Source organism: Brucella sp. NBRC 12950 (assembly GCF_030268145.1).
Classification (GTDB): domain Bacteria; phylum Pseudomonadota; class Alphaproteobacteria; order Rhizobiales; family Rhizobiaceae; genus Brucella.
This window is the reverse complement of record NZ_BSQC01000010.1, coordinates 41167-58272: the sequence shown is the minus strand read 5'-3', so window position 1 is coordinate 58272 and position 17106 is coordinate 41167. Positions and strand designations below refer to the sequence as shown.

The window sequence follows — 17106 nt, the reverse complement described above, 5'->3', positions numbered from 1 at the left end:
TTATTGGAGATCAGAGAACGATGTTTCTGATGGAAACAGTTCGTTTATTATGCAAGCAACTTCTGTGCGGTTCGAAGCCTTCAATTTCTTCATTATGTTTCGGATATGAACCTTCACTGTACTTTCACGCAGCTTGAGCTCGTAGGCGATTATCTTGTTTGCTTTACCGCGACGCAACGCATTGACAACTTCAGCTTGACGTTGCGTGAACATTCCACCAAGAGGCTGTAATCTATGGGAGTTGGGATCACTTGCATGGCGGAGCGTGAGAACACTACTTGCCGGAACGAACGTGCCGCCAGCCATTGCCAACCGTAGTGCTTCGACGCAGACATTTACATTCACCGAAGTCGGTATGTAGCCTTTAACACCATAGTCCAGGGCTTTTAGGACTTGGGAAATTTCTTCCTTGTCAGCGAGAATGATAACGGGTGCTGGCGCACAATCATTGACAACGCGATTAAGATAGTTGCCAACAGCTGGATCCGATACTTTCTGCCCACCTATGTTGTATAGAACGGCGCTGACACTACGACCACGGCGCTGGTGCTGCCACTGCTCAAATGAGCTAAAGGTTGCGATCGTCATATCGATACTATGGTTCGTTAAACCATGGGCCAGACATTCGCGATCCAACGCCCGGTTGTCAATTATGACGAGTAACGGCAATAATTTGTCGTTAGCTTCCTCTTGCCTAAGGGTGCCCTCACTAGCACTAATACGAGCATTGTTCGCCAATTCACTGCTCTTTACGCTAAATTGCGGAGAAACGTTCATTTTCATGCCCTCATAATTTGCCCAAAGCGCCTTATTTCATTGCAGTTTGACTGCAATGATTATTTAGCGACGGCTGTCATAGTTGTGATTGTTTATTTTATACTTTAACCCCGTACCAAGTATTTTGTTTTTGTTTATTGATTTCAAGATTGCCTGAATTTCGACACAGTGTCATTAACTTAGATTAAGGCCTGATAGGAAATATGGTTTAGGAAATGCTCACGTATATACGCAATTAGTGGTAGAGATTACTACCTTGCCAAAATATATGACCTCGCTGACACTAATTGCAGGGCCAAAACCCTGAAGCAATGACACGAGATGTGGGCACAAGAATCAGACGAATCACGGTTCTTCAGTGGAGTTTGAAGTGGATGCGCATGGCGGTGAATACGGATGACGCGAAAACACTTCGTGAGTTTCTTGAGAGACCTCCAATTAGCGCGGTCTTCGAAGACAGCGACTTGGACATCCTTGAATCACTACCCGTATCCGTCAGATCATTCCCGCCGCACACAATCGTTAGCAGCCAGGGCGACTGGGCTAACTCACTGCATATTATTAAAAGTGGTTGGGGATGCACTTATCGAGATCTCGCGGACGGAGATCGACAAATCCTCGACTTCCCCATGAAAGGGGACTTTCTGGGATTTCGCACAGGTATCGGTTTTAATTATTATACATTGCTCTCAGTTACCGAGCTTTCCGTCTTTGAACTCTCACTTGACCATCTCACTGAACGCCTCACGAAATCGCCACGTCTGGCCATGACTTTCATCGAACTGATGGCGAGGCAGCGCGCAATCCTAGTTGAACATGTGATTAGCATCGGACGACGCAGCGCTATAGTACGTGTGGCGCACTTATTACTTGAACTCGGCCATCGCGCGCGGATGAATGGAACAGGAGACGAACTACGTTTCTTCTGTCCGCTAACCCAATCCGAATTGGGAGACGCTCTAGGCTTGACACCAATCCACATCAACCGAATGTTACGCGATTTGCGGAGTGACGACCTTCTCACCTTCCGCAACAATGTCGTTGAGTTTAGAAATCGTCCTGCTTTGGTTCACATCGCGAGTTTTGATGAAGATTACTTAGCGATGAAGATTTTCCATCGCTTAAGTCTCTGACCAAAATGCACCAGCCTGTAGGGCAAGTGTTGCGTTTGAATTATAACCCTCTGTTATGAAAGGGCTATATGCGGGATGTTTTTCCTCGCGATCTCATCAAACGATTCCTCATATCCTGCATCCGCATATCGCATCACACCAAGGGCCGTATCATTTGTAAGAGCGTGGTCTAAGCGCTCGGATGCCTCAGTCGTTCCATCAGCAATCACGGTTACGCCGGCGCTTGTCATGTAACCCGCATAGCCTCCACCGCCTGAATGCACAACCACAAGGTCGGCCATCGACGCACTCAACATCATCGCGTCAATCAAAGGCCAATCAGCGATTGCATCAGAGCCGTCTTTCATACCTTCAGTCATGATGTTTGGATGTGCCATACTACCTGCGTCAAGATGATCCCGTGAGAATGCTATCGGCCCCTTCAATCCGCCAGTTGCGACCATTTGATTGACGCGCAATGCAAGTGCGGTTCTTTCGCCGTGTCCGAGCCAAGCAATCCGTGCAGGAAGGCCTTCAAAAGGCACGTATTGGCGTGCAAGCGAAATCCAGTTGGTAACAATATGATTGTCAGGAAACATCTCTAAAACCACATCGTCGATTTTTGCTATGTCACTTTCTTCACCCGACGTTGCCATCCAACGAAAGGGTCCAATGGCTCGGGCAAAAAGCGGGCGCAGATAAGCTTCCGTGAAGATCGGAATATCAAATGCGTTTTCGACACCGCCCTCCCTCGCTTGCGTCCGGATCAAGTTGCCGTTGTCGAACACTTCTGATCCTTTTTTCTGAAAGCTCAGCATCGCGCTGACATGCTCCACGATCGATGCCCTGCTCGCCGCCATCAACTGCCCTTGCCCGTGGACGCGCAATTGCTTTACTTCGGTAAGGCTCATACCTTTTGGAACATACCCATAGACCAAATCATGCGCCGATGTTTGATCCGTAACGATATCTGGCACAATCCCTCGACGAGCGATTTCGGGATAGATTTCGGCTGCATTACCGACCAACCCAACCGAAAGCGGACGTCTTGCTTTGACGGCCTCACCGATCAATGTGAGTGCTGAATCCAGATTAGGAGCTATCTCCTGCAAATAACCGATTTCTTTACGCATCTTTGCACGCACAGGGTCGATGTCGACGCAAAGGATTGCTGCGCCGGCCATGCGTCCAGCAAGCGGCTGGGCGCCGCCCATGCCTCCAAGGCCCGCAGTCAGAATAAAACGGCCAGCGAGGTCACCATTAAAGCGCTTTTGCGCGATCCGCATGAATATTTCATAAGTGCCCTGGATGACGCCTTGGCTGCCTATATATTGCCAGGCGCCAGCCGTAAGCCCTCCCCAGCAAATCAAGCCCTTTCGCTGCAACTCATAAAAATACTCAGCTTTGGCCCACTGTCCGACGATGTTGCAATTCGCCATGATGACGAGTGGCGCTTTGGCATGGGTTTTAACGATGCCAATTGGCTTGCCTGATTGAATGAGCAAGGTTTGGTTTTCATCCATTTCCAACAAGGTTTTTACAATAGCGCGATGCGCGGGCCAGCTCCGTGCAGCCTTCCCAAGCGCTGCGTAAACAATCAAATTTTCTGGGTCTTCGCCGACAGCGAGCACATTCTCAAGCAGACGTAACAACGCTTCTTGTCGCCATCCCTTGGCCCGGAGCTCTTGACCGCCTGGAATAGGGAAGTTTGGATGACGCGCGTTTTCTGTGGGCATGATCACTTTACTCCCTGAATATACTTGGATATCTCGATCCCCATTGCCTTTTCAACGGGTGGATAGACAGTTCTGTCTAGAACACTGGCGGACAGTGGTATTGTATTCATAGGGACGTGAAGGATGAAAATCTTCATTCCTTCATGCAATTCGCCCACACTTAATGGATGGCCCTCCGGCGAAAGAGTAGTGATCACCGAAGGAAAGGTTGCCAGGCGATGCCCCTGGTTATCGTCTACCGCCATGTATTCGTTCATGACGTGCAATACAACTGCATCGCTCCCTGCACCAACGGTCACGGTACCAATATCAAAGGCTTCCTTGGTGTAGACCACCTTTTTTTGCTTGATTACACCCTCCGACAAAATGTGTCCTCCGGTGTTCTTGCAAATAGCATCGATAACCGCATGTCCACCCGCAGCTTCAGCTGCGATGATAGCTTCTCCCAGACTGAGAGCCATCGAAATGCCGCCCAAGGCTGCGTGGTCGCGCACGTATGAAGCCCGCAGAGGGTTTCTGCAGGATGCAATGAACCCGCCAGATTGGTCTGCCGCGGCGCGCAAGATCGGAGAGACCTTCGCTGTAGCACCTGTCACCGTTAATTCAATATAACGATTTTCTGAGCGATTTCCGCCGACTGCAGTCTGGATCATTGGTTCGGGTGAAGCCGCCATCCCGATAGAACCCATGTCGCCAGTCGGATGCGCGCGAAGATCGCCGACCGCATCGACGACCTTTGTACCGAGTATTGCAGATGGCAGCCAGCCGTTTAGGGTTGATGATTTTCCATTCTGGCCAATGATCAGGCCTTTCAACGGCGATCCAAGGGCCTTTTGCAACAGATCTACCGCTTTGACGTAATCTACTCCCTGCATTTCCCATGGTGTTGTCGAGGCTGGAGCCCCAATGGCTGCTGCGGTAGCCACCCAGTCTTCCGGGGCAAGTTCATCGATAGCAACGAGTTCAGGCTTACCAATATTCACTGCGGCATAACCTAACATCCGTCCGTGGTCAGCCCAGCCTCCGCCCCCAGCTGCATAAACGGAGCCGCCCTTGACTGCGGCCTCAACGTCTTTCTCAACGAGAATGCGTCCCATTTAACACTCCTATTGCTTGTTTGACAGTGTTTCATCCAACGAGAGTACTGCTTCGTAAAGCACGGCCGCACCCAACGTAATCTCACCAATTGAAGTCCACTCATCGGGCGTGTGACTTCGCCCATCTTTACTCGGTACGAAGATCATGGCGGTTGGTGTTACCTTGGAAAGCCATGCCGCGTCGTGACCCGCACCCGATGCGATGCGGCGATGGGTAGCGCCAACCGTTCCACACGCTCGCTCAAGGTGCTCGAGGACCATCAAGTCGCTCGGTGCTGGGTCATTGTCCGATACACGGTTAACTGCCGGAATAGATACGGCATAATCCCGGGAGAGTTGTGCACATAGGAGGTCCAGCCAAGCTGTGAATCTGTCCATATCCGCGCGCAATTCAGCCCGAGCATCAATTAACAGTCGCGCTGAGGACGGCACTACATTGGCGGCGTTTGGTTCAATACTGAATTCGCCAACGGTTGCAGTAAAATGACCGCCCTCTGTCGAAATTTCCGTAGCCCTTTGTCTTATTTCAAGCGTCAATTTTGCGGCTGCAACAAGAGCATCCGCGCGCTTTGTCATTGGCGTAGTTCCTGCGTGATCTGCACGCCCCTCAATGATGATTTCAAATCGGCTAATACCAACGATTGTTGTAACCAGACCGATATCCTTACGCTCATCCTCAAGCACCGGGCCCTGCTCGATATGAAGTTCCAAGAAAGCCTTTATGTCGGCGCGTCTTTGACCCAGAACGATATCTCCATTGCCTCCCACCCCACCTAATTCCTCGTGAAGTGTTCGACCAGCATTCACCCGGTCCAGCCATGATTTCGGCAATTGTCCCGTCATGCCACGGCTTCCGATGCAGGAAACCCCGAACGGGCTGACTTCTTCCGCCAAGAAGTCGACAATTTCCAAGTCATGTTGCAGCTCAATATTATTGTCGTGAAGGGAACGAGCAACTTCGAGCGCGGCCACAACGCCTGCCACACCATCAAACCGACCGCCATTTGGAACGGTGTCGGTGTGAGAGCCCAACATGATAACGCCTTTCTTTGCTAAACCTTTTCGAAAACCAATCAAATTTCCAGCCGCATCGATCCTCGTCTCAAGTCCAGCGGCCAGCATACGTTTTTCAACGTAGGATCGACCTTCGAGATAGAGCGGCGTGAATACGCGCCGCGTCCAAGGTCTATCCGTTTCAGTAATCGCGGCGAGATCATTGATATCACAGGCGACACGATCGGCCTGAACCGGGAGATTACTCACCATTTCGAGCACCCGAAATGATGTGGCGTTGCGGTGGGCGCACAAACTGTCCCGTTCCCGCAGGTACGATCACATTCTTTCCATCATAGACCTTGGTACCTCGCACATAGGTCGCCGCAACTTTGTAAGGAAGTCTCATCCCATCAAAAGGTGACCACCCCGCGACATTGTTGCCCGAAGAGGCCGCGTCATAGGTATAAGGCTCCGGCACCAGGACCGAAATGTCCGCATCTCGCCCCGGAGAAAGCGCCCCCTTTATATGATCAATCCGAAAGTGCTTTGCTGGGTTCAAAGCCATCAGCCTTGCTCCCCATGACAGCGGTACGCCGCGTTCGATAGCACCTTTCACAAATAACGGAATTAGCGTCTCTAAACCGGGCAAGCCCGATGCATTTGCGAGCATATCGGGGTTGGTCTTGCGGTCGAGTGACCAGCTCACATGATCAGTGGACAGTAACCAAATATTTCCGTTAGTCAGTTCGCGCCAAAGCTTTTCGACTTCTGCCCGGGGGCGCAATGGCGGGTTGCATTTTGAGCGACCGCCAAGCCGCCTCGCGTCACTCTCTTCATCCAGCATCAGATAGTGAATAAGACATTCAGCCGTTGCACGGTAACCTTGTAAGCGGTACGACGCAGCAATCTCGTATCCGCGAGCAAGCGAGCAATGAACGACGTGAGCCGGACAGTGGGTAGCAGCACCAATCTCGTAAATTTCGGTCATTGCAAGTAATTCAGTTAAAGGCGGACGCGACATGCCATGCGCGCGGTAGTCGGTAATGCCTGAAGCCTTTACCGCTGCCATGGCGTGCTGCACATACTCCTCATTCTCATTGTGCACGCCAGCAGCCAGACCAGTCTTCGCAACCTCCCGAAAGCAATCGGTCAAAAGCGGCGGATTAATGCGCGGAAAACGTTTTGGGTCGGTTCCAAACGTTGAGAATTTAAACGAACAAACTCCCGCTTCCGCTTGTTCAGAAATGCGTTTTGAGCCTTCGATTGGGTCAATAGTGCCATAAAGCGCGAAGTCGACAAAGGCCTGCTCTTTTGCACGAGCAGCTTTGCGTTTGACTGCTTCTGCAGAGCAAATCAGATCACCTTCATCATATGGCATATCGACGATGGTCGTGACCCCACCAGCCGCTGCAGTGCGGGTTGACCAAATGAAATCCTCTTGATTTTTTTGAGACAGCGAATGGACTTGGGCATCAATTGCCCCCGGCATGATAAGTGCATCGCCCAAAAGATGCCGCTCCCTGGCTTGAGGCGGTTCGCCGGATCCTATCTGGATGATTTTACCATCTCGCGCCGCCACGTATGCGCGCTCCACTGTGCGATCGGAGAGAACGACGGTTCCCTGTAGGACCAGATCGAAATCGGACATTACAATCCTCCTCAATCACCTCCGCAGAGGTTCATGCGTGTTTCAGTTCTCTTTGAAAGCCGGTGTCGCAACAACGACCTTTGCCCGTATCGCCTCGGGACTGCCTTCTGGTGCAGTCCCTAATGCAAAGAAGTCATCGATGCTGTTAATGGGCGCAATCTCGATGATTTGCGCTACGACTGCGTCTGAACAAATCAGTTCCTCAATACATTCCACTTCGGCAGAAAGCGGTCTGTCCTTGTCGTAGAATGAAGAACATTTGCGCACCTGTTCGTAAATGAGACGTGCAATACCTTGAGGTTTGTCATTAAGGATATCTATGGCCTGTGATGACAAAAGTGCTTCTAGTGCTGCCAACCGCTTGATGGCTTCAACCTGTCTCTCAAACCGCTCAATTACCAATGGCAAAAATGCTGCTTCGTCTTCCATGCCGCCAGCGACGACAAGTGACTGAGCTGAAACTGGATTGCTAAGGGATAGGACGCGTGAAAATATTTCCCCTGCGAGCTTGATAATGGGGCCAAACCCAGTTGCAATCTTACCCTCTGGAACGAGGTTAAGCGGTAGACCGCGGCGGTGACCGTTCCCCAGGAGAACACATCGATTGAATGCATTGCGTGCTGCGTGAGCAAGGCAGAGCGAAGCAGACTGCAACAGTATGGTCACGTCGAGCGGCAGCGACCCCCCGGAAGTGATAATTCTTCCCTCAACAACGACAGGATTATCGTCTGAACGGCCTGTTGATTGCAGAATCTTGTAGCCAGCACCCAGTAGACTTTCAATAATTGCGCCAAAGACTTGCGCCACCATTCGCAAACTTAGTGGGTCTTGCACCTGCGTGGATACAGGCCACCGCCAAGTCGCCGCTGCGTCATAAAACCATTTACCAACAAGGGCCTCCCGTGGCGTACCGACGTGGCAAGCGGCAAGCCACGGGTCCGTAGAGGCCCCAAGTGCACCCGAGGCTGTAAAACTGGTTGCAAGCATCACCCGAATAACTGACGCGGCATCTCGAAGTGCGCGGGCCGCCGCGGCAAAGCTTACCGCATTGGCTGAAAGCGACGCCAACGCATCACGGGGCGCCATTCGATGCGGTCGCATCCCAGCCCGCGCCAAAGCGTCAGCCGCGGGCATTCGCTCACCGCGGTAGGTAGCCTCACCTACACCGGTTAATACAGCACCAATTTGCCCCATTAGACCAATATCGGCACAGCCGATGGAACCTGTACGCCTGACAACAGGAATAACGTCCTCGCGCAACAGCTCCAGATATGCATCGACAAGCTCAGCTGTGCAGCCAACTTGGCCCGTCAAAATCGTATTTATCCGAATTGCGATCGCTTTTCGTACGGTGGAAGGTGGAAAAGCAGCGCCGGTACCGAAGTGATGCGCCCGAACAAGACCCATATTGAATTCATCAAGCTCATCGCTCGACCAATTGACGTCTTTCATTGCCCCTACGCCAGTCGTGCTGCCATAGACCGGAACGCCGTTATAAATAGCCTCCTCGAGGATAGCACGTGATGATCGAACACGCTCCATCCCTTCTGGCGATGCAACAACCAGGGCATCTCCGTTTCCGATTTTCATCATTTCGGCGAAGCCGAGAGGCTGCCCATTCAACACAATCTGCACTATCTCGATACCTTTAAATTAGGCCTTTGAAGCAAGTCTATCTGACTAAACCCGCTTAAGGCATATCCCATCTTGCGAACGCGTGATGTTCGAATATAGTTTATCGGTCAGGGCGAACCTTTGGGCTGACGCAAGCTGTTGAACCCCATGATCGGATTTAACCGGCAGTTTCCAACACGCATGTCATACGAAACCGCGGGTCCGATATGACAGTCAGCTGGAGGGTTTTCTTGTCGTGGAATTGGGGGAATTATGGATCTCGGCACTATACTCACGATAAACTCATTGCTGGCGACATGCTCTATTCGTGAAACAGGCCGTCTGGAAGGACGAGCACCATCGACGGTGAGTGCCTCTTTAGAGCGTATGGAAAGCGCGCTTGCATTTCCGCTGTTACGACGGGAGGGTAGCGTACTGACCTTGACATTGGAGGCAGAAAACCGTTTGCGGCTGTTTGAAGAAGCAAGCGCGCTCATTCGTAAATTGTTTTCGATCGGCAGCACAGGTGATCATCGACCAACAATCACCATCACTGCACTCGTGCGCTTTGTGACCGCAGCCAAAGCCGGCAGCATTCGGGCCGCCGCAAAAAATCTGAACATGGGTCAACCTCAACTAACGCGACAGCTTTCCGACCTCGAACGTAATCTTAATTGCAAACTCTTTGATCGGATGCGAACTGGTGTTAATTGTACAGTAGAAGGTGCGATGGCACTGGAAATAGTTGAAAGCCTCACAGCGAAATGGGAAGAGCTCTCACACGCATCCGCAGATCGTTTTCGCCACAATCTCGCAACCTGCAGGATCGGCTCTGTTATGCCACTTGGGCATGAGAGCAACATTGCTCAGATACTTGCAAACCTGACTGCGGGTTGGGAACGCCTATATCCTCGGCAACCACTCTCGATTTCGGCGAATACCGCAGACGAATTGACGTCAGGATTAAAAAGCCGACGATATGACGCCGTACTTATTGATCACGGAAACTTTTCAAAGGACTTTGACGGGCGAATTGTTTCAAATATCCCGTTGGCATTGATCGGCGATCAGCGTGTCATGGCCGGACTTTCTGACAATATCGTTTCATTTCTGCAAAGCCACCCAATAGCGCTGCCGAGTTTGAAAAGTGGAATTAGACAAAGTGCTGTGCGCTATCTCGAAAGCGTCTTGGGACCCGTGCGCCCATCAAAACTGCGCTTGATCGAAATGGATTCCATTCCGGTGATCATTAATTTGGTTACGCGACATGGCTATCTCTCGATCTTGCCAGAGCCAGTTGTCGCGCGGCTGCCGTTCCCAATTACTCAAATTCCGCTGGGGCCCGAGTACCGTCAGATACTTTCATTTGTATGGCGCCGGAACACTTTCACTTCAGCAATGTTAAATGAAGTCATTGGACTTCTTAAAGAGGATATCGAGTAGAATTTAATTTCTCGGAAGGGGTGTTTACGGAGCTTATAAATCATACACATAGCGCCGAAAACTCGTTGAGGCATCCGGTGTTCGCAATCTGGGATATATCCCTATTCTGTGTTTTTAAATAGCGTGCAATTCAAACAGCGTCTGACTGTGAGGGAGAACGAATGATGAAAGCGATGCTCATTTTGGCTGGTTTCGTAGCCGGCACTGTATATGGCGGCAGTTTTGCACTCGCGGCCGACGTGGTTGTCGGTTCAAAAATTGACACCGAAGGCGGCGTTTTGGGCAATATAATCTCCCAGGTGCTGAAGGCCAACGATATCGGCGTTGTCGATAAGATCCAGCTCGGCGCAACACCCATCGTTCGTGAAGCGATAATTCAGGGGCAGATTGACATCTATCCGGAATATACCGGTAATGCTGCATTCTTTTTCAATAAAGGCGATTTGCCAGTCTGGAACAAGGCAGACGCTGGCTATGAAGAAGCCAAAAAGCTCGACTTCGAGGCCAATAAGATTGTCTGGCTAACCCCTGCAAATGCCAATAATACCTGGGCAATAGCGGTAAGACGTGACCTTGCGGAAAAGGACAGCCTGAAGACACTTACGGATTTCGGTAAATTCGTGGCATCGGGCGGTGGCGTAAAGCTGGCGGCATCATCAGAATTTGTAAGCTCGGCGACAGCCCTGCCCGCGTTTCAAACTGCCTATGGTTTCGTTCTTAAGCCGGATCAACTTATCACGCTTTCAGGTGGAGATACTGCAGCAACTATTGCCGCTGCGGCGCAGCAGACTTCAGGTGCCAATGCGGCGATGGTGTATGGTACCGATGGCGGTATCGCTCCTGCGGACCTCGTCGTGCTGCAGGATGACAAAGGCGTTCAGCCAGTTTACCTGCCCACGCCAATTATTCGCGAAGCTACCTTGAAGGAATATCCCAAAATTGCGGAAATCCTCAAGCCAGTTTTCGAATCTTTCACGCTCGAAAACCTACAGGATTTGAACGGTCGCGTTCAAGTCGGAGGCGAACCCGCAGCGGATGTCGCTCGTGACTATCTCACGACCAAGGGCTTTCTGAAATGAAGCGACCCTGCCGATTAGTCGTTTCGGCAGAATCCAAGCCTGGGGACTTTCCCACAAATCTTCGCATGCCGCGCGAACCTTGAGGCGCGCGGTAATCGACTTTCTTTGCCGGTGAGTAGGACACATTATGCAAACTAGCGCAGGAAGAACTGCCGCTGCTCCCTCACTTTTGACCCTAGACCGTTTAGGAACGGTTATTGCTTTACTGTTGATACTGGCGCTGGTCATTCAGCCGTTCGCTCTCGTTAGGCCAAACCGCGTGGCTGCAACGGCGCCAGTCTATATCTTAAGTGCCCTGCCCCTTCTCCCTTCTTTCGCACTTTCCGGGCTAATCCTCGTCTCCAGTGTTGTAATGGCTAATCGGTCATCATTGAAACTGCGGCTAGCCGTTCTGCTCGTAACAATAATCATGGCCGGACTTGGTATAGGCCTGAGCGCGACGTTTCTTACACCTGCCGGTAACAATTATGCCCGGATATCCCCCGGCGCTGGCTTTTGGCTCATGCTTTTTGCTCTTGCCCTTGCGATCGGAGATACGTTGGTGCGCATGCAGCTGAAACCACTTCTCCGTTTGGCGGCGCTTGGCGTTTTCGTTCTCTTGTTGACGGCTTTTCTGTTCTCCGGCGTCTGGTCCGACATTTCCATCCTGAAAGAATTCGCATCTCGGCGTGATGCCTTTACAGGCGCGCTTAGTACACACGCCTTTCTTTCTGTCGGATCGCTCTTCGCAGCACTCGTCATAGCCACACCAATCGGAATATTAATTCACAATTTCGGACGTTTGCGCGATCCTGTTATTTCATTCTTCAATGTCATTCAGACAATTCCATCGATGGCATTGTTCGGTGTTCTGATAGCGCCATTGGCTTGGATAGGAACGCATCTTCCGGGGGCTGCGAAACTTGGCATTGCCGGCATCGGTCCAGCGCCGGCACTCATCGCGTTGATTGCCTACGCGTTGCTCCCTATCGTCTCTGCTACAGTTACCGGACTCGATAACGTTGCTCAGTCTGTGGTGGATGCTGCCCGCGGGGTTGGGATGACGCGGCGCCAACGGTTGTTATCTGTTGAATTACCGTTGGCTTTTCCGGTGATCCTCACAGGCATTCGCGTCGTGCTGGTACAGAATATAGGTTTAGCTGTCATTGCAGGCCTTGTCGGGGGTGGTGGTTTGGGAACGTTTGTGTTCCAAGGCATCGCCCAAACCGCCACAGATTTGGTACTACTCGGCGCCCTGCCTACGGTCGCCATGGCATTCATTGCAGCCATTTTACTAGATGCAATAATTGAAATCAGCCGTGGACAACGGAATTAGGAGCGGGCTCCATGATCGAAATTTCCAATATCACTCGTCTATACGGCGCACAGACCGCAGTCGATAGTGTTACTTTGACGATTGAGGCTGGCGCACTTGCCGTGATCGTAGGGACTTCGGGCTCCGGTAAAACTACGCTCATGCGAATGATTAATCGGTTGGTTGAACCAAGCGCTGGTACAATCAAGATTAATGGCAAGGACAACCGGGAGCTACCTGCTCATATTCTCCGCCGCGGTATTGGTTACGCCATTCAAGGGCATGGATTATTTCCTCACCGCACAGTTGCAGATAATGTTGGCACCGTTCCGAGGCTTCTTGGCTGGGACAAGGGAAAAATCAACGCACGCGTTGATGAACTGCTGTCATTGTTCCATCTCGATCCCGCAGCCTTCCGTAATCGGATGCCCCATGAGCTCTCCGGCGGCCAACAGCAGCGCATCGGTGTAGCGCGCGCGCTGGCCTCAAACCCTGCAATTCTCCTTATGGATGAGCCTTTTGGTGCGCTCGATCCCATTATTCGTGACAAGGCACAAGAAGACCTGCTCGCAATTCAGAAACACTACGGAACGACAATAGTACTCGTCACCCACGACATGGAAGAAGCAATCCGGCTGGGTTCGAGCATCGCGGTGATGGATAAGGGCCGACTTCTTCAATATGCCACGCCAGAAGAAATAATCGCGCGTCCAGCAACCGAATTTGTCCAAGCGCTTGTTGGCGGCGGCAATGATAAAGTCTTTCGTTTGTTATCGCTTAGAAAAGTGGAAAGCCTTGTTGAACCTGGCCAAGCAGGGGGGGAAGCAATATCAAGTCAAACTTCTCTACGTGAAGCGCTCGGCGCAAGCCTCTCGTCTGGGCGGCTTGAGCTGCCCGTCAGCCATAATGGTTCGCTTATTGGACGGATAACGCGCTCGTCAATCGAAGAGCATGCTCGGAGGCTAGCATGAAGATTGGTGCATTCTTGAAGGCAGCCCTGCTGATCTTTCTCTGTGTCTTCATCGTTAAACCAGAGTTTTTTGCGAGTTTTCTCGCCCCGTTCACCAGAAACAACGCACCGGCGATCTATACTCAGAACTCATTGTTAGCACTTACCATTCACCATCTTGCCCTCGTTGCTCTTGCCACAGTAACCGCGACGATCGTCGCAGTTTCTCTCGGAATCCTTACAACGCGCCCAAGCGGGCGGGAATTTCTCCCTCTATCGCGTGCCATAGCCAATATAGGCCAAACCTTCCCTCCCGTCGCAGTGCTTGCAATAGCAGTACCGATTTTTGGTTTCGGCTCGACTCCTGCATTCATCGCACTGTTGCTATACGGACTTCTCCCGATTTTCGAAAATACACTTACTGGATTGAGCGACCTTGATCCAGAAGTCGTGGACGCAGGTCGTGGGATGGGTATGACTGATCGAGAATTGCTGTTTAATGTTGAATTGCCACTCGCATTTCCCGTCATTTTGTCGGGAATTCGTCTCGCCGCAATCATTTCCCTCTCCACAGCCACAATTGGCTCCACCGTCGCTGCAAGCACACTGGGTGAAGTAATTGTTGCGGGTCTTCTATCGGGTAATACCGCATTCGTGCTGCAAGGCGGCTTTATTGTGGCAAGTCTTGCAATCCTTCTGAATGCCGCTTTTGTTTCTTTGGAAGAAAAGCTTACTAGAAGCACTGCGCATTAACCAGCAAACATATTACAGTTAATGTGGCCTGTTCCAGTTTCAGTTCAGATTGAATTGAGAGCAATATCTATTTGTTTTTGAGCGCATTTGCTTCGCAAAAACCGCTCCGCCGTTTTCTCGGTTCGCTGTTGTGCCCGATTTTGCGGCGCAGACAGTGAAACAGGCAAAGGCAACCACGGAATTTAAGTCAATTTTAGGAAAAGATGACAATGCCGACTGGTACGAATGATATATATAAGTTCAAAGAGCGAAGATTATATTTTCGCAGCCACCAAGAATAAGAAAGCCCGTTTCGCTGGGAGGAGGAGTGCGAAACGGGCTGATCTTAAAAGCGCGGCTATTGGGAGGAGGAGCGCCACGCTTTGGGTTCAGCCTCTGGGAGGAGGAGTAAGACTGAACAGAAATAAAATACGCCCAACTGTGAGGGCTTTCAAGAAACGAGTTTGCATAGCAGCTATGCAATCTGAAAATGCAAACCACTGGAGCGGTTGCCGCAACAAGGCGCTTCTTTTCTCTTCACCGGCCAGGCCGGTGAAACTATGAATAAAGTAATTTCACTATCGATGAACAAAATGCAATTCGGACTCTACTGCCACGCTCGTTCCTAAGCTCGCAGAATCCGCATCTTTCTGCTGACCGTAGAGATCCCGTATCGCGGTTGGCGGGGGCTTGGTCCGCGATACGGGCGCATTCCTGCAAACAGGCTGCTGCTCAAAAATATGCAGGACCGCATTCTAACAAAATAGCAGATTGTTGCAGTTGCAAATCGTTAGCTCGCAACCAATCACTGAGCTGCCAAATTCTCGGCTATTCGACATGCATTTCATCCAACGGGCATGTTGATTGGGCATTAAACATTTTTACGAAATTTTTCCCTGTTCTAAAATGGAACAGATTTCACGGTTTCGGGGTTCCGCAATTTGGCGAACAATTCAGGAGGACCCGATGTTGGAAAAAATTATTGCGCTGGTGCAGGATGGAAAAATCGTCCAGCAACCATTTTGTGCCGACACCTTGTCCCCTCATATGGAAGATCAGACACGCAATGCCATTGCCATCTTCTTAAGATCGAATGCGAGCGACGACCCTCGTGACCGGGCGAAACCATTTATTCGGGTTTTTCGCGGTTGGTTTCGGCTTAATACAGATCATAGATGATGCCGCTCAAAGTCTACCAAGAGGTGCCAGATAAAGTGGCTAAAGACCGCAGTAATTGGGGCAATGCGGATTGGTGGGCGATGTCTGATATGAAAGCCCGCCTTGAAATCTTGAAACTTGAGCAAAATTCCCCACCCTGGTATGTGAAATGCAGGAAACAAACTATACAGTCCTGCCGCCCTAGGGACGGCAGGATTATTTCTACACGTCAGCGGCTGCCGGCAAGTGCATCAACCAAATCGGCCTCCAAATCAGCGGGGTCTTCAAGGCCGATGGAAATACGGATCATTTGCTCGGTGATGCCAAGATCGGATTTTTGATCTTCCGGCACAACGGCGTGCGTTAGGGAAAACGGATGCTGGATGAGGCTCTCAACGCTTCCAAGGCTTACTGCAAAGTGGAAATATCGCGTAGAAGTCAGAATACGTTCGACGCGGGAGAGGTCACCCTCGACCTCAATCGTCACCACGCAGCCAAAGTTGAGCATCTGTTTAGCTGCCATGTCATGTTGTGGATGACTGGCAAGACCTGGATACATGACCTTGCGTAGCCCAAGCTCTCCCCTTCGACGCTCCAGAACCTGAGCTAGATGCAACGCAGTCTGCGACTGACGGAGGCTACGAATTTCCAGTGTCTTCACCGATCGGTGTAATAATGCGCAATCGGTTGGAGACATCACGGACCCAAGGGCATTCTGCAAGTACTTGATGCGGGATCCGATTTCTCTTGGTGCATGAGCAGATACTGCGAGAACGCCGCCTAACAAGTCAGAATGCCCATTTAGCATCTTCGTGGCGGAATGAACTACGACATCTATCCCTTGTTCAATGGGGCGTTGTCCTGCCGGGGAAGAAAACGTGCTGTCGCAGACAGTGATCGCTCCGGCCTGCGCACCAAGCCTAGAAACGAGCGAGAGATCGACAATACGTAGAGTAGGATTGGATGGCGTTTCGAACCACATCATGTCGGGCTTTGTGCTCGCCACTGCTTCTGCAAGTGCGGCCGCGTCCGAGAAGTCGACAAAATCGACCGTGTGACCCGCAGTCACTGGTCGAACGTCCGCAATCAAGCGATAGACGCCACCATAAAGATCCTTATGTGCGAGGATCGAGGATCTGGTTGGCAAAGTCTCTATAAGCGTCGCAGCTGCTGCTAAACCGCTCGGAAAGGCAAACGCCACTTGCGCCCCTTCAAGATCTGCAAGCGCTAATTCAAGAGAATTTCGCGTCGGATTTCCGCTTCGACTGTAATCGAAGCCTTTGCTCGATCCGATCCCATCCTGAACATAGGTTGTCGCATGATAAACAGGCGGAATTACAGCACCAGTCAGCGGATCTGGTTCTTGTCCAATGTGGATTGCCCGAGTTGCAAATCCAGCTCGGTTTCGAGGAAGCTTGTTGTTCACGGAGACCTATCTTTCAGTGATTTGATGTAAGCCGGTGGAGCGGCC

14 protein-coding genes are annotated in these 17106 nt (G+C 51.2%); 7 read left to right on the top strand and 7 right to left on the bottom strand.

All coding sequences use genetic code 11. The features are described 5' to 3' along the window. On the bottom strand, nucleotides 1-777 hold the full coding sequence (locus QSJ70_RS17080; protein ID WP_285538117.1) for a response regulator transcription factor: 777 nt from the start codon (nucleotides 775-777) through the stop codon (nucleotides 1-3). Between the two features lie 380 nt (nucleotides 778-1157). Here QSJ70_RS17080 and QSJ70_RS17075 point away from each other — a divergent pair, with 380 nt between their 5' ends. Further along, entirely contained in the window at nucleotides 1158-1910 is a 753-nt protein-coding gene (locus tag QSJ70_RS17075) for a Crp/Fnr family transcriptional regulator (RefSeq protein WP_285538115.1), read from the top strand. A gap of 53 nt (nucleotides 1911-1963) precedes the next feature. On the opposite strand, the gene ertB is transcribed toward QSJ70_RS17075, so the two are convergent. The 5 genes from ertB to QSJ70_RS17050 are packed head-to-tail and all read right to left on the bottom strand — an operon-like array spanning nucleotide 1964 to nucleotide 8959. Beyond that, nucleotides 1964-3625 carry a thiourocanate hydratase gene (ertB, locus tag QSJ70_RS17070; protein ID WP_285538113.1) on the bottom strand — a complete coding sequence of 554 codons (1662 nt, stop codon included), beginning with the start codon at nucleotides 3623-3625 and terminating at the stop codon, nucleotides 1964-1966. Nucleotides 3626-3627: 2 nt separating this feature from the next. Then, complete coding sequence (gene ertC / locus QSJ70_RS17065; protein ID WP_285538111.1) at nucleotides 3628-4722, bottom strand: thiohydantoin desulfurase; 1095 nt, start codon at nucleotides 4720-4722, stop codon at nucleotides 3628-3630. 9 nt (nucleotides 4723-4731) lie between these two features. Next, nucleotides 4732-5988: a Zn-dependent hydrolase gene (locus tag QSJ70_RS17060; RefSeq protein WP_215781595.1), complete on the bottom strand. Its 1257-nt coding sequence runs from the start codon at nucleotides 5986-5988 to the stop codon at nucleotides 4732-4734. After that, nucleotides 5978-7366, bottom strand: a complete 1389-nt coding sequence (gene ertD, locus QSJ70_RS17055) for a hydantoin-5-propionate amidohydrolase (RefSeq protein WP_285538108.1) — start codon at nucleotides 7364-7366, stop codon at nucleotides 5978-5980. Before ertD ends, QSJ70_RS17060 begins: the two co-directional genes overlap by 11 nt. A 42-nt stretch (nucleotides 7367-7408) precedes the next feature. Continuing rightward, a complete protein-coding gene (locus tag QSJ70_RS17050; RefSeq protein WP_215781591.1) occupies nucleotides 7409-8959 on the bottom strand; it encodes an aromatic amino acid ammonia-lyase in 1551 nt (516 codons plus the stop codon). A 294-nt stretch (nucleotides 8960-9253) separates the two neighbouring features. On the opposite strand from QSJ70_RS17050, the gene QSJ70_RS17045 reads away from it, so the two are divergent. The 6 genes from QSJ70_RS17045 (at nucleotide 9254) to QSJ70_RS17020 (ending at nucleotide 15656) form a co-directional block, all read left to right on the top strand. Continuing rightward, nucleotides 9254-10423 carry a LysR family transcriptional regulator gene (locus QSJ70_RS17045; RefSeq protein WP_215781589.1) on the top strand — a complete coding sequence of 390 codons (1170 nt, stop codon included), beginning with the start codon at nucleotides 9254-9256 and terminating at the stop codon, nucleotides 10421-10423. A 173-nt stretch (nucleotides 10424-10596) separates the two neighbouring features. Continuing rightward, nucleotides 10597-11502: a glycine betaine ABC transporter substrate-binding protein OsmF gene (gene osmF / locus QSJ70_RS17040; protein WP_252349303.1), complete on the top strand. Its 906-nt coding sequence runs from the start codon at nucleotides 10597-10599 to the stop codon at nucleotides 11500-11502. Nucleotides 11503-11629: 127 nt separating this feature from the next. Beyond that, nucleotides 11630-12817 carry an ABC transporter permease gene (locus tag QSJ70_RS17035; protein ID WP_285538103.1) on the top strand — a complete coding sequence of 396 codons (1188 nt, stop codon included), beginning with the start codon at nucleotides 11630-11632 and terminating at the stop codon, nucleotides 12815-12817. A gap of 11 nt (nucleotides 12818-12828) precedes the next feature. Beyond that, entirely contained in the window at nucleotides 12829-13767 is a 939-nt protein-coding gene (locus QSJ70_RS17030) for an ABC transporter ATP-binding protein (protein WP_215781587.1), read from the top strand. After that, nucleotides 13764-14498 carry an ABC transporter permease gene (locus QSJ70_RS17025; RefSeq protein WP_215781585.1) on the top strand — a complete coding sequence of 245 codons (735 nt, stop codon included), beginning with the start codon at nucleotides 13764-13766 and terminating at the stop codon, nucleotides 14496-14498. The genes QSJ70_RS17030 and QSJ70_RS17025 overlap by 4 nt, the downstream gene beginning before the upstream one ends. A gap of 945 nt (nucleotides 14499-15443) precedes the next feature. After that, complete coding sequence (locus QSJ70_RS17020) at nucleotides 15444-15656, top strand: hypothetical protein (RefSeq protein ID WP_285538101.1); 213 nt, start codon at nucleotides 15444-15446, stop codon at nucleotides 15654-15656. Between the two features lie 208 nt (nucleotides 15657-15864). Here the strand turns inward: QSJ70_RS17020 and QSJ70_RS17015 are convergent, their stop codons facing one another. After that, complete coding sequence (locus tag QSJ70_RS17015; RefSeq protein ID WP_285538100.1) at nucleotides 15865-17061, bottom strand: trans-sulfuration enzyme family protein; 1197 nt, start codon at nucleotides 17059-17061, stop codon at nucleotides 15865-15867. Between the last annotated feature and the right edge of the window lie 45 nt (nucleotides 17062-17106).

Excerpts from the sequence above, each read along its gene's own strand:
- QSJ70_RS17080 (WP_285538117.1), bottom strand. The coding sequence starts at position 777 with ATGAACGTTTCTCCGCAATTTAGCGTAAAGAGCAGTGAATTGGCGAAC.
- QSJ70_RS17075 (WP_285538115.1), top strand. The coding sequence starts at position 1,158 with ATGGCGGTGAATACGGATGACGCGAAAACACTTCGTGAGTTTCTTGAG.
- ertB (WP_285538113.1), bottom strand. The coding sequence starts at position 3,625 with ATGCCCACAGAAAACGCGCGTCATCCAAACTTCCCTATTCCAGGCGGT.
- ertC (WP_285538111.1), bottom strand. The coding sequence starts at position 4,722 with ATGGGACGCATTCTCGTTGAGAAAGACGTTGAGGCCGCAGTCAAGGGC.
- QSJ70_RS17060 (WP_215781595.1), bottom strand. The coding sequence starts at position 5,988 with ATGGTGAGTAATCTCCCGGTTCAGGCCGATCGTGTCGCCTGTGATATC.
- ertD (WP_285538108.1), bottom strand. The coding sequence starts at position 7,366 with ATGTCCGATTTCGATCTGGTCCTACAGGGAACCGTCGTTCTCTCCGAT.
- QSJ70_RS17050 (WP_215781591.1), bottom strand. The coding sequence starts at position 8,959 with ATGATGAAAATCGGAAACGGAGATGCCCTGGTTGTTGCATCGCCAGAA.
- QSJ70_RS17045 (WP_215781589.1), top strand. The coding sequence starts at position 9,254 with ATGGATCTCGGCACTATACTCACGATAAACTCATTGCTGGCGACATGC.
- osmF (WP_252349303.1), top strand. The coding sequence starts at position 10,597 with ATGCTCATTTTGGCTGGTTTCGTAGCCGGCACTGTATATGGCGGCAGT.
- QSJ70_RS17035 (WP_285538103.1), top strand. The coding sequence starts at position 11,630 with ATGCAAACTAGCGCAGGAAGAACTGCCGCTGCTCCCTCACTTTTGACC.
- QSJ70_RS17030 (WP_215781587.1), top strand. The coding sequence starts at position 12,829 with ATGATCGAAATTTCCAATATCACTCGTCTATACGGCGCACAGACCGCA.
- QSJ70_RS17025 (WP_215781585.1), top strand. The coding sequence starts at position 13,764 with ATGAAGATTGGTGCATTCTTGAAGGCAGCCCTGCTGATCTTTCTCTGT.
- QSJ70_RS17020 (WP_285538101.1), top strand. The coding sequence starts at position 15,444 with ATGTTGGAAAAAATTATTGCGCTGGTGCAGGATGGAAAAATCGTCCAG.